This window comes from Methylocystis rosea (assembly GCF_003855495.1).
Taxonomy (GTDB): Bacteria; Pseudomonadota; Alphaproteobacteria; order Rhizobiales; family Beijerinckiaceae; genus Methylocystis; species Methylocystis rosea_A.
Genome location: NZ_CP034086.1, coordinates 3374758 through 3387110, shown reverse-complemented (window position 1 = coordinate 3387110; position 12353 = coordinate 3374758). Strand labels below are relative to the sequence as shown.

Here is a 12353-nt window from a genome sequence, read left to right as displayed (position 1 = left end):
CGAAAAAGGATGCGCATTCTCATCGTCGACGACCACCCCATGGTGATCGAGGGCTGCCGCGGCATGCTTTCGGGACAAAAAGACATCGAAGTCCTCGAGGCGCATGACGCCAATGAGGCGCTTGACTCCTATGCGTCCGCAGCGCCCGACGTCGTGGTGCTCGACATCAATCTACCCGGCGTGTCCGGCTTCGAACTGCTGCGCCGCATCTTGAAGCGGGACGCGAACGCTCAAATCATCGTTTTCACCATGAACGACGATCCGGTATTTGCGGCGCGGGCGATCGAGGGCGGGGCGCGCGGCTATGTCGCGAAGAACGAGGACCCACGCGTCTTTATCAAGGCGATCCGCGCCGTCGCGGCGGGCGAGCGCTATCTGTCGAACACTCTCGCGCTCAAGCTCGCCTTCGCCGATCAGAGCCGCGCCAGCAACCCCCTCGACGCGCTGAACGGCCGGGAAATCGAGATCCTGCGCAATCTCGCCGACGGCAAGGATATGACGGAAATCGCGCATATTCTTAAGGTCTCCTACAAGACCGTCGCCAATAATTGCATTCTTCTAAAGCGCAAGCTTGGCGCGCGTTCGAAAGCGGATCTTCTGCGTATCGCCGTCGAAAACAAGGTTGCAATGAAACTTGCCTAAAGCAGGTTCCGAAAAAGTTGACAGACTTTTTCGATGAGACCCTGCTCCAAAGGCGATTCCTTCGATCCCATGATTTCATGTGACCGGAAGCGCTTTAGGCGCCGCTATCTGAATTGCTTCTGTGTGCGATAACGGGCGGCGAGCATCCGCAGCGCCTCCTCCCGTTCAGCTCCGCTGTGGCGCAGATTGTAATAGTGCTGGCAAACCTCGCCATAGGTCTGCTTTTGACCGGCGATCGCGGCGACTTCTACAAGCGAGTTGATCAGCTCCGCGAAGTCCTCGGCATGGCCGTCGGCCGCGAGCATCTGCCCGACCTGAGCGGTGCGATTCGCGAGCATGCGGTCGGACTCGAGGAAATGCGGCTGCGCCGAGAGCAGAGCCGCGCGTATGCGCTCTACCGCAGATTCGCGCGCGCCGACGGCGCCGCCGGCTTCGCGTTGCGCGAGCCAGAGCGCAGGTTCAGTGCGATCGGTGGCGCGCAACCAGACGTCAACGCCCTTAAGGACTCCCGAGTCGATCAGATCATCCTGCTCGGCGGCGCGCCGCTCTTCGCCGCATGAGGCGAAGAGCGCGCAGACGCCTGCAAGAATGATCGCTTCGCGAAAGCGCATCGCCGAGCTATTTCCCTTCCACTTTCTTCTTCAGGCCCTGAAGGCCGTCGCGCAAGTAGCTCGTCATCGCCGCGCGCGCGGCGTCATCATTGAGGTTTTCCGGCGGCTCATTGCTGGTGTCGCCGCGATAGAGACGGCCATACCATTTCACTGCACTCCCTCCCCCTGACGCAGGTTCGATCGTGAAGGTGACCGTGTAGGAACTTACGGGCAGCGCGTCGAGATTTGGATCAGACATGCGCCAGGACAGCTTGAACGCCGAAGCGTCATATTCATCGAGCCCCTCCTTCAGAACGCCGCCCTTCTTGAGGGTGATTTCGCGCTCCGCGCCGGCGGCGTCTCCGCCCTTGGCGGCGACGCTCTGAACGTCAGGATGCCAGTTCGCGAGCCCGTCGAATTTACCGGCCACAGCCCATACGGCCTTGGGATTGGCGGCGATGACGATCGACTCGTCGACCTTGATCGGCGTCGGCCCATGCGCGAGCGCGGGCGCGCAGATCAGAAGGGCGAAGAGCCCCAGCAGCTTTCTCATTTTGATCTCCTTGGTTGGGGAAAGCGGTAGGACGGCGCGGTTCTGCGCGCCCGAATGAAAGCCTGCGCAAAAAAAGTCGCGGCGACGGCCATGAACGTGAGAAGCGCAGCCGCCACGCCAAAGAACGGGCGCAGGTCGAGCGCGGCTTCACGCGGTCGGACGGAGGCGACCGCGGCATAGTCCTTCCACAGTCGCTTGCCGTCTGAAAGATGAGCGTAGGAAAGCCCGGTCTTTTCAGCGAGCGAACGCAAATAGTCTTCCTTTACGGAAGACAGATGCTCGACGCCGATCGCCGCACTGGCGCCGAATGGCGCATTGCGGGCGTTGTAGCCCTCGCGCCGCTCCGCGCCTTCAGGCGGCAAGCCGAAGCGGCTCTCGTGCGGGACGTCGTCGGCGCCGAGAAATCCAACCTCGCGGCCCCTATCGTCAAATTTCGGGATGGGCGAAAGCTCATAGCCGCCGACGCCAACGACAAGGCCGCGCACCTCGCCCGCACGCCCTTCGAATGTCGGCGCGCCACGCGCCGGAAGCGGCGGGGCCTCCTGGCCATCGCTGAAAAACAGCAGGTCGCTTTTCAATTCCCTCGCCATATCGATTGCGCGGAAAAAGCCTGCGGATATCCGGCTGTCGCCTTCCCATGCCATGCGCCAGTCGAGCGCCTCAATCGAAGCTTGCAGAGGCGTGAAGTCCGCGCAGACGTCGATCGGTTCGAACAGCAGGAATGGCCTGCGTTCGGTAAAAACGCCGAGAGCGACATGCGACGGACAGGGCAATTCCGCGAGCATGGCGCGAAGCGCGGCTTTCACGGCGTCGAGACGGCTGACCGGCCGGCCGGAGACGACGTAATCGCGAACATTCATACTGCCGGTGATGTCGACGATGGCGAGAAAATCGAATGACGGACGCCGGATCATAACCTTTGGCGCGAAGAAAGTGGCTGCGAGCGACAGCGTCGCCAACGCGAGAAGAGCGACGCGGGGATCGCGCACATCCGGGCGCATCACGGCAGTCCCTTCGGTTTGCCGGGAATATCGGTCCAGAGCTTCTTGGGATCGGCGCTCAGTTCGTCGCCGCTCTTTCGCTCGAAATCCGGAAAATCCCGGACGAGCCGCGCCGCGACGTCGAGATTGAATTTCGCGTCCCAATAGTCGGGCGCGAGCTGCAGCGCACGTCGATATTCGCGCTTGGCGAGATTGACGAACGGATTGGCCGCTTCGAGTTGCGATCGTTCGACATGATCGAACGCCTTGCGCAGCAGCGCGTTCGCCAAGAGATAATGTCCCCGCGCGCGCGCCTCGATGCTCCCGCTGCGATCGAGCGCCTCCACCAAGGCTCGGGCGCGATCGACGTCGCTTCGCGCCGCAAGAAAGGCGACGCGCGCCAGAATCGTTTCCGGCCTGTCGTTCGCGTCGACGGCGACGTCGCGGCCCTCGCGCATCGCTGCGATCGCATCATTGGCGACGACGGCGCCGCGCCATTGGGTAAGCAATGCAGCCGTCGTGAGGATCAGCGTGAGAAAGAGCGCGACCAGAACAGACGATTTTGCTTCTCGCCAAAGCGCGCGCGCCCTGTTGCGCAGGATCGTGATCCTCGTCGCGAACGCCGTCATCGCGCGTTGTCCCCGACGCTCAGCCTGACCTCTGCGAGCTTCGCGACAAGGAGAAGCAGCGTCGCGGCGAGCGCCAGCCCGAACCCCCACGCGCTCAGATCCGTGCGCGGCAATTTTTCGACATATCGGACGGGATGGCGTTCGAGCCTGTCGATCTGTTTTAAGGCCTCCTCCGTCGCCTCGACGCCTTCAGCCTCGAAGGCCTGGTAAGGAACGCCGAGCGATTTGAAGAAGAGATCGAGATGGCGCTCTGGCGCGGCCTGTGGCGACTCATCGTCGCCCGCCGGCTGATCGGAGATGCCTCTGCTGCCTTGGGTGCGCAGGAACAGCCAGTAAAGGCTGACGTTCGTCTTGCGGAATTCCGCCTTTAGATCATCGCGCAGCTTTGGATCAATGACGCCGGCGCCGTCGGATATCAGCAGGACCGCGCGCGACAGATCGGCCTGGCTCGTCTTGAACATCGAGAGCGCCATGGCGAGCCCGCGCGCAATATTCGTATAGTCGAGGCCCGGACGGTCGATCGCGTCGATTGCGGCTTCGGTGGCGCCGATATGATCAGAAATCGGCGTCACCAGCATCGGCGCCGTCGAAAACGCCGCGACGCCCACGAGATCGTGACGGCGCGCTTCGACAAAGCGCTTGAGAATGCGCTTCGCCGCCGCGGCTTTCGATTCCTCGCCACCCGCGGGCGTTCGCCCCGCGAAGGTCTCGTTCATGCTGCCGCTGCGGTCGATCAGCATGACGATCTGCGCGCCCTCGGAAAAGCGCTCGACGTCCGCGCCTGCGACATAGGGGCTGGCGGCGCCGAGTAGGCTGGCGCTGATGGCCACGACGCCGCAGAACTTCAGAAGAACGCCGGCGACGGTGGAAAGGCCGTCGACCGGCGCTGCGAGGAGCGAGGGGATCGTCGCGCCGCGCAAGACGGACCGCAGCAGTGGAAGCAGGGCCAAAGGCGCTAGGAACAGCGGCTCGATGTGCTCAAAGCCGAAGCCGCTCATCCTGCGCGCTCCTGCCTGGCGAGCCTGCTGACAAATTGCGCGAGCTGCTCGGCGGCATCGTCGTCCTTAGAGCTCTCGCCGCCAAAAAAAATGCGCTTCGAGGTTTCGAAGAATCGCTCGAAGTCACCCCGCAGCGGCTTGAATTCCGGACGTCTGCCGAGAAACTCCGGAAGGTCGCCTGACAGCAGAATTGCGCCATTGGCCCGATCGAGCGCGCGATGCACCGATTGAATCGTCGCAGCAAAATGGACGTCACCAGCGGCGCGCCGCGTCGAGATTTGACGCGCGAGCGCTGAGAAGATTCGCGCCTGCCGTTGCTGGAAGGGCGGCCAGGCGCGATCTCGCGCGACAAGAGCGAGCGCCAGCAGGGCGGCGACGCCTGCGCCGAACGCCAGATTGAGCGGCGTGGCCTCGTCAACGAATGCCGACGAACCGTCTGGACGCAGATAATCCGACGCCTGCTCTTGCTTCTGCGGCGCGACCTCCCGCAAAGGAGAAACGCCAATTCTCCATGGGGGAACGGCGATGGTCTGCGCGCCTGTCGCCGTCGAAATGGAGAGTTCGAACCCAGGAATCTCAATGTCACGCGCATCGAGCGCGACATAGAAATTCTGATATGTGAGGTCGAGACGCCATAGGCGCGCGCCGTATTCTGACGTCTCGCTAAGTTTGACGTCCCGGAGATCGAGCGAACCGGTCAGCGGACCGGGATTGGGCAATGACGCACGCGAAAGCACGGCGTCGGCGGGGGCAGAGACATCGATGCTCGCATGGATGAGATCGCCCACGAAATAGCCGAACGGGCGCGCAGAGTGGATGCGCACCGTCGTTTCCTGCGCACATGCAGGAAGAGCCGCGGCGAGCATGAGGGCGATACATGCCATGCGCATCGCAGGGCTCACGCCGCCGTCAGCCGCATGCTGAGATCGCTGGCGTCGAAACTGTCTTGGATAAAAATCGGCGCGCGGCTGCGTCTTGAAGTTGCGCGGGCGAGATTTTTGCGGCGGAACTGCTCCGCTTCAACCCAGCGCCGCTGAAGCGCGGGCCTCATCAACAGGAGCTGACGGCGTCCGCTCTCGCTGTCGCAAAGCTCCAGCACGCCCCATTTTGGCGGCGCAGCTTCGAGTGAATCGATCAGAACGAGCGGCGCGACATCATGCAGTGAAAGCGCCTCGAACGCCTGCTCGATCAGTTGCGCGGGCCAGCGAAAATCGGAAATGAGAAACACCAGCTTGCGCGTGGCGCCGAGAGCCGCCGCGGCGTCGAGCACGCCTTTGGCGCTCGATCCGCCGGGCGTTTCGACGCCGATCCTTTCGACGGCGGCGAGCGCCGCCCTTCTCGAACGCGTCGCCGGCAACGTCGCCCGACCGACCAACGCCTCTTTGAAACCGAACACGCCAAAGCGATCGCCGCTGCGTGTGGCCGAATACGCCAGCGCGCCGCAAAGATCGACGGCGACCTGAAATCTGTTGACGGCTCCGGCGAAGCCCATCGACGCGGAAAGGTCCACGAGCGCGTAAACGTCGATCGCCGCCCTTTGCTCGAAGCGACGCACATAGGTTACGCCGAACGGATCGCGCAGCGTCGCGCGGAGGTCGATGCGGCGGGCGTCCGGATAGCGCATGAAAGGCGCCTGATCGCGAAAGACTCCAAAGCCGCCGACCTCGCTCGACGTGTGAGCGCCGACGTGGTTGGCGGCAAAGCGACCGCGCGGTCGATATAGGATGTCGACGACCGTATTCACGGAACCGGCGTCGCATCGAAAGCCGCGCGGCACAGTCGCTTGACGATGTCGTCGCTGCGCAAAGCGTGAATCGGATCGACAAAAATGCGGTGCGCCATAACTTCAATAAAGACATCGCGCACATCTTCGGGGATGAGATAGTCGCGCCCTTCGAGCCAGGCGCGCACCCGCGCGGCGCGCACCAGCGCCGCCAGTCCACGTGGACTCGCGCCGCCCTTGACGAGACTGTCGAGGTCGACGTCCGGCAGCGACACGCCTGCCGAACTTGGGTCGACAAGAGCTCGCCAGAGGTTCAGCACATAACGTTCAAGCGCTTCGCTCGATCTCACATGTGTCTGGATCGCGCGCGCAACGGCAGGCGTCTCGCGATAGTCCAACGTGCCGGAGTTCACCCGCTCGAGAAGCGTTTCCGTATCATGGAACGCTGGATCGAAAACGAGCCTGCGGCGCGCGTCCTCATCGTCCGGCGCAGCCATAAGAATTTCCATCAAAAACCTGTCGCGGGCGGCCGCCGGCAGTTCGAAGGTTTCTTCCCGCTCCACCATGTTTCGATCTGCAAACACATTGAGATAGGGGAAGTGATGCACGCGATTGAACGCCGACACGCTGCGCTCGGCCATCAGCCGCAGCAACAGCGAATGAACCTGCGGGCGCGCGCGGTTGATCTCATTGAAGAAAAAGACCGGCAGCGTCGCCGCATGGCGGAGAAGCTCGGATGGATCGACGCGTGGGCGACCGTCATCGCCCAAATAGGTATGATAAAGAATGTCGCTCGGCATCATGTCGACCGTGCCTTCGACGCGAGCGAAGTCGCCGCCGAGCGCGCGCGACACGGAACGCAGCAGCGTGGTCTTGCCGACTCCGACATCGCCCTCGATCAGCACATGACCGCGCGCGAAAATGCAGATCGTCACGAGCCTGACGACGCGCGCTTGCCCGATGACCGCCTTTTGAATTTCCTGTTCAAACTCAAGGGCGCGCGCGCGCCAATCGGAGAGCTTCTGGGCGACGTGCAGAGTTTCGTTCAAGGCCTGACCTTAGCGCGCCAAACATAAAGAGGCGGCCACGATCTCGGGAATAGAGCCGATGCGCTGTTGTCGAATACGCCGGCTCCAGATCGTGGCCGCTAGATCATCGCGCTTTTGTCGCGATGAAACTTATTGAGCAATCTTGCTCACGTCATATTCCCACTTGCCGGTCTTCTTGAAGTTCTCGACCCGCTTCTTGTTGCGCTCTTCCATGCCCTGAACTGACGCCTGCTGTTTGGCGATTTCCTTCGGGTCGTGCTTGGGATCGTATTTCGACCCCTCGACCTTGTCCGGGAAGCCGGGCTTGGGTTCCCAACAATTTCCGGGCGCCTTGCACTTGGTGCCGTCATAGGCGAGCGCGCTCCCGGCGCTAAATAGAATGCCGACGGTGAGCGCCGCGGCGAAATGCATCTTACGCATCCCTGTTTCCTCCTTTTTGCGAGGCTCGCGCCTCGGTGTTTGCGCCTCCGGCGACGGCGGCGTAGAACTTACTTCGCCTTCTCCTGGCACTTTCCAGGCGGGCTTTCCGGCAGGGTTTCGTGACCCGCGTAGGGTTTGAAAGACTTGCGCTGAGCGTCCGTCAGCCAGGTCGCCTTCTCCGGCGCTTCCTTGAAGAGATGTCGGATCCAGGCCATGACCTTCAGCATCTCATCGAGCGTGAGGTTCTGATACTGCGGCCCCATCGACGCTTGCCCGCCGCCATAGATCGTCGAGAACAGGCCTTCGTCCGTTTCGTTCTGCGGATAGGTCCAATAGGCGTCGTTGAGGCCGGGGCCGATCTTTCCTTCGGCGAGGTGGCCGTGACAGCCGGAGCAGGCGGAAAGGAAGAGCTGTTCGCCCAGCTTCAGACAGCTTGCATCCTCGTTATAGGGATTCTTGCCGGACGTCATGAATTCCTTGACGCCCGCGGTGTCCTTGCCCTCAGGCAGCGCATCATCAAAGTTCAGCACCTCGCCCGTGATCGTGTTGCGGAATGTGATCCCTGCGGTCTGCGCGATGGCGCCGAGCGCTACCAAACAGGCCGCAGCGCCAATGAGGGACAGGGAAACGCTTCTTTTGTTATTCGACACGTATTTCGTCCTGTTTTTCGTTTGCGCGCGGCGCATCATTGGGTGACGGGAAGAAGAGGAACGCCTTCCGCTTTGAGGATGTCATCGATCTTTGGCCGAGCGACGATGAGCGCCTGATCGATTTCAGTCAGCAAGGCTTTGTCGTCGCGCCGCACCGCGACCGATTGATCGAAGCGCTGCGGCACTTTTTCGCCACTGCTCTTCGCCGCATCGTCTTCGATCAGCGTCATCCGCAGCGGCGCCGATGACGCCTTGACGTAGCGCGCGACGTCGGGCGCGAATCCGACCGCGACGTCGGCGGCGCCGCTGATCACCTCCCCGACCATTCGGGCGGGATCAATCTGCGTGTATTGATTGCGCGCCGATTTGAAATTCACCAGCGAATAGAGATAGGCCATGTTGTCTTCGTATTTGCCCATATCCTTGAGCAGCGTTTCGCCCGGAGAGCCGAACGCGACGGCGATGTGGCCAAGCTTCTTCAGACGTTCGTCGGACCATGATTTGATGTCGAGGTCGCGATCGGCCCGGCTGACGAAGACATAGCCGGTGCGATAGTACGGCTTCGACGTCGCGACGCGCGGATCGCCGGTATCGAGTCCAATGACGACGTCGCAGAGCTTCTTGTCGAGAGAATCGCGCACGAGATAGATCGCCGGCTGCTGCGACCACACGAACTGGGCCTTGCGTTTCATGGCGTCGGCGAGCGCGACGCCGATTTTGTTCTCAAGTCCCGAGCCGTCTTCCATCGACAGCGGCGGCTGATTCTTCGCCGCGCAGATGCGAAGCGCATTGGGATCGGACGGCTCTGCCGTCGAAGCGGTCGCGGCGTTCGAGACGGCGTCGCCAGTAACGCCAAGCGAAGCGCCTTCTGCGCTCATGGCCGCAAGAGCGACGAAGAGCACACAGCATGCGCCGACGGGCAAGCGAGTGAATCGCGACATGGCTTTCTTTCCGTGATCATTTCGATCGCCTGTTCGGACGCATGGGGGCGCGTCCGAACAGGCGTCTCGTAACCGCCTCAGGCGGATGAGATCGATGGAACGAGCGGCGATTAGTTCGCCTTGTATTCGCCCACGCTCAGATCGTCGTAGGGGCCTTTGCCGTCGAGCGAGAACACCATCACGCCGCCGCCCATCTGCGTGTAGTTGGCGAGCTGCTTGAAGGCGCCAACCGCGCCGAGGCCGGCCGTCGGATCCTGGAGATCGAACACGAGGCCAACGCCCGGCCAACCGCCGACGCCATACATGATGGCGAGATATTCGACGCCCTTGTGCTGATAGACGATCGGATGTCCGATGACGCCGGACGGCAGCTTGAACTTCCACAGCAGTTCGCCGGTGTCGCTGTGACGGGCCTTGATGAAGCCGTCGAGCGTTCCGTAGAAGACGACGTTGCCGGCGGTGGCGGCGGTGCCGCCCCAAACAGCGAAGCGCTCCATCTTCTCCCATTTGAACTTGCCGGTGATGGCGTTGTAGGCCTTGATCTGGCCGAGGCCTTCAGCCTTCTGACGATCGCCCTTCGGACCCGGAAACATGTTGAGCGTCGCGCCGACGAAGAACTGACCCGCGCGATAGGGAAGCATGAAGGGCTCCCAGTCCATGCAGATGTGGTTCACGCCGAGGAAGAACAGCTCCTTATTCGGATCGTAGGAGTCGAGGCCCTGGTTGTGATAGCCCATCGCCGAGGGACAGATGTCCTTGGCGAGATGGTCCATCCGCGTGCCATATTCCGGATCGCGCACCGGCAGGCCGCTCTTCAGATCGACCTTCTTGAACACATTGACCGTGTCATCGATCTTGTCGGCGGAGACCAGCGTGCCGTCGGTACGGTCGAGCGTATAGACGATGCCGTTGCGGTCGGGATGGGTCAGCAGCTTGCGTAGCTTGCCGTCCTTGTCCTTTTGCTCGCTGAGCATCATGAAGTTGATGCCGGCGTAGTCCCATTCATCGTGCGGCGTCTTCTGATAGCCGAACTTCGCCTCGCCCGTGTTGAGGTCGCGGCCCCAAATGGTCATCGTCCACTTGTTGTCGCCAGGACGCATCGTCTCGTTCCACGGCGCCGGATTGCCGCTGCCGTAGTAGACGAGGTTGGTGCCCGAATCGTAAGCGAACCAGCCCCAATTGGTGCCGCCGCCGATCTTCCAGGCGTCGCCTTCCCAGGTCGCTGTGCCCAGGCCCTTCTGACCATAATGCGGATTGGCCTTGTTGAAGTCGTCGCCGATCAGCACATCCGAATCCGGACCGGTCGCGTAGGCGCGCCACTTCTGCTCGCCGGTGCGCACGTCATAGGCGGTCATGTAGCCGCGCACGCCCAATTCGGCGCCCGAGCTGCCGATGAGCACAATGTCCTTATAGATGTGCGGCGCGACGGTGAGCGTGGAGCCGACCTTGAAGTCGGAGTTTTCGATCTTCCAGTATTCCTCGCCGGTGCTGGCGTTCAGCGCGACGACATGGCCGTCGAGCAGCGTCTTCACGATCAGCGCGGGCGCCTTGCCGTCGCCGGGCCAGTAGGCGAGACCACGATTGACGATGTCGCAACAGGCGACGGCGCGCGCCGCGGCGTTCTGCTTGGGCTTATGCTGCCAGAGAATGCGGGTCGGGTCGTCGAGGTTGAGCGCGAACGTATTATTGGGGAAAGACGTGTGAACATACATTTTGCCGTCGATGACGATCGGCGAACCTTCGTGACCGCTGAGCAGACCGGTTGAGAACGACCAGGCGACCTTGAGGTTCTTGACGTTATCGGCGTTGACCTGGGTCAGCGTGCTGTAGTGGTTGGAGCTGTAGTTCTTGCCCTGCATGGCCCAGTTGTCTTCGCTCTTCGTCAGAGCTTCGAGCTTATCCTCGGCAGTCGCAGCGGACATCGTCACGATCGGCGCCGCGATCAGCACGGACAACAGGGACACGGAATTCAGCAGTTTCCTCATCGACGAGTCCTCCTGCAACCTCGCCCGGACGCCTTCATGGCGTCTTCGACGGCGACGTCGCCCCGCAAATAGACGGCAAAATGCAGCCGCCGTGGTTCATTGACGGTCGCCTATTCTCGCTGCGCGCCGGCGCAAATTCGAGAGACGATCCGCCGGCATATAAGTTTAAGCGCAAGGCCGAGTCTTCACGATTTATCGGTAATGTGTCTCGGGAAAGATCGGCATGTTTACTGCCCATGCTTCCCGACGTCGTGGCGCTTGACGCAAAACCGCACACAGATTTTGTTGAGGGACGATCTCTCCTCCTCATTAGAAGCATCGAATGCCAAAAACTGTCGCGCCCATGAATTCGCCTGCGCGCCGCCATCGCCTGTTCCCTCCGGCGATTCCGCGCTCGACCGCTCTTCCGGTCGCCCTGGTCATGCTCATGCTGCTCGGCGTGACGTTTGCGCGCATCGGCGCGCAGACAGCCCACGCCGCGCTTTACCCCGACGACCGGCGGCAAGCGATGACGGAGGCGGACGCCAGTCGCTTCGCCGGCGCCGGCGTGCTCATGTGCTACTCGGATTTCGGAACGCTGGAGCGCGCGGCGGCCGCCTGGCTCGTCGGTTCGCATGACCTCGTCGTGATGAACGCGCATAATTTCGTCGACCGGCGTCTCGTCCCCACGCATCCGGTGACGAATTGCTTCTTCAGGATCGCCGGCGGCGATTACTATTTCAATGAGGACAGCCTTCGCATCGGCGCGTCCGTCGAATCGAAAGCCCTGCACATCACGGACGATTGGGCGTTGCTGCGTCTGCTTCAGCCAACGCCTGAAACCGTGAAGCCGCAACCCGCGCCGGACGTCAGCGATGTCGCCACCGGCGCGCGCTTCAAGGTCGTGATGGTCTCTCCGGCCGGACATTCCAATACCCGCCTCGCGGCCAGTACTGAATCATGCGATGTTTATCGCGTCGACGAACCCACCGAAGGTCATATTCGTCGCGTGCGTCACGACTGCAATGACGGCTATGGCGGCTCGGGTTCTGGTCTCTTCACCGAAGACGGCCGCCTGATCGCCATGCACAGCGCTTCGCTCGACATGAATCAGAAGCGGCCCTTCGATATCGAGACGCATTACGGTTCAGCGATGCTTTTCGAAGGCGAACTCGCCGAGGCGATCCGCGACGCAGCGTCGAAGGCCCGTTAGC

14 protein-coding genes are annotated in these 12353 nt (G+C 62.0%); 2 read left to right on the top strand and 12 right to left on the bottom strand.

From position 1 onward, the window contains the following. The first annotated feature begins 9 nt into the window (after positions 1-9). Positions 10-642 carry a response regulator transcription factor gene (locus EHO51_RS16485; protein WP_018406713.1) on the top strand — a complete coding sequence of 211 codons (633 nt, stop codon included), beginning with the start codon at positions 10-12 and terminating at the stop codon, positions 640-642. Positions 643-746: 104 nt separating this feature from the next. On the opposite strand, the gene EHO51_RS16480 is transcribed toward EHO51_RS16485, so the two are convergent. From EHO51_RS16480 to EHO51_RS16425, 12 genes are all read right to left on the bottom strand, one after another. After that, positions 747-1253, bottom strand: a complete 507-nt coding sequence (locus EHO51_RS16480; RefSeq protein ID WP_124739786.1) for a hypothetical protein — start codon at positions 1251-1253, stop codon at positions 747-749. Between the two features lie 7 nt (positions 1254-1260). Further along, on the bottom strand, positions 1261-1785 hold the full coding sequence (locus EHO51_RS16475) for an SRPBCC family protein (RefSeq protein ID WP_124739785.1): 525 nt from the start codon (positions 1783-1785) through the stop codon (positions 1261-1263). After that, a complete protein-coding gene (locus EHO51_RS16470) occupies positions 1782-2786 on the bottom strand; it encodes a VWA domain-containing protein (RefSeq protein WP_124739784.1) in 1005 nt (334 codons plus the stop codon). The genes EHO51_RS16475 and EHO51_RS16470 overlap by 4 nt, the downstream gene beginning before the upstream one ends. Then, positions 2786-3394 (bottom strand): MxaK protein, encoded by a 609-nt coding sequence (locus EHO51_RS16465; protein ID WP_124739783.1) that lies wholly within the window; start codon positions 3392-3394, stop codon positions 2786-2788. The genes EHO51_RS16470 and EHO51_RS16465 overlap by 1 nt, the downstream gene beginning before the upstream one ends. Next, on the bottom strand, positions 3391-4392 hold the full coding sequence (locus EHO51_RS16460) for a vWA domain-containing protein (protein WP_124739782.1): 1002 nt from the start codon (positions 4390-4392) through the stop codon (positions 3391-3393). Before EHO51_RS16460 ends, EHO51_RS16465 begins: the two co-directional genes overlap by 4 nt. Next, a complete protein-coding gene (locus EHO51_RS16455; RefSeq protein ID WP_164479423.1) occupies positions 4389-5282 on the bottom strand; it encodes a nonribosomal peptide synthetase MxaA in 894 nt (297 codons plus the stop codon). The genes EHO51_RS16460 and EHO51_RS16455 overlap by 4 nt, the downstream gene beginning before the upstream one ends. Before the next feature lie 8 nt (positions 5283-5290). Continuing rightward, positions 5291-6136, bottom strand: a complete 846-nt coding sequence (locus EHO51_RS16450; protein ID WP_164479422.1) for a DUF58 domain-containing protein — start codon at positions 6134-6136, stop codon at positions 5291-5293. After that, positions 6133-7164: an AAA family ATPase gene (locus EHO51_RS16445; protein WP_124739780.1), complete on the bottom strand. Its 1032-nt coding sequence runs from the start codon at positions 7162-7164 to the stop codon at positions 6133-6135. Before EHO51_RS16445 ends, EHO51_RS16450 begins: the two co-directional genes overlap by 4 nt. Before the next feature lie 129 nt (positions 7165-7293). Continuing rightward, positions 7294-7584 (bottom strand): methanol dehydrogenase [cytochrome c] subunit, encoded by a 291-nt coding sequence (locus tag EHO51_RS16440; RefSeq protein ID WP_109024373.1) that lies wholly within the window; start codon positions 7582-7584, stop codon positions 7294-7296. 68 nt (positions 7585-7652) lie between these two features. Continuing rightward, the gene (gene moxG, locus EHO51_RS16435; protein ID WP_124739779.1) at positions 7653-8234 is read right to left on the bottom strand and encodes a cytochrome c(L), periplasmic; all 582 of its coding nucleotides are present in this window, start codon (positions 8232-8234) and stop codon (positions 7653-7655) included. Positions 8235-8269: 35 nt separating this feature from the next. After that, positions 8270-9175 carry a methanol oxidation system protein MoxJ gene (gene moxJ, locus EHO51_RS16430; RefSeq protein ID WP_124739778.1) on the bottom strand — a complete coding sequence of 302 codons (906 nt, stop codon included), beginning with the start codon at positions 9173-9175 and terminating at the stop codon, positions 8270-8272. A 110-nt stretch (positions 9176-9285) separates the two neighbouring features. Continuing rightward, positions 9286-11160, bottom strand: coding sequence for a methanol/ethanol family PQQ-dependent dehydrogenase (locus EHO51_RS16425; RefSeq protein ID WP_029649305.1), 1875 nt, complete (start codon positions 11158-11160; stop codon positions 9286-9288). 322 nt (positions 11161-11482) lie between these two features. On the opposite strand from EHO51_RS16425, the gene EHO51_RS16420 reads away from it, so the two are divergent. After that, positions 11483-12352, top strand: coding sequence for a trypsin-like serine peptidase (locus EHO51_RS16420; protein ID WP_164479421.1), 870 nt, complete (start codon positions 11483-11485; stop codon positions 12350-12352). Position 12353: the final 1 nt, after the last annotated feature.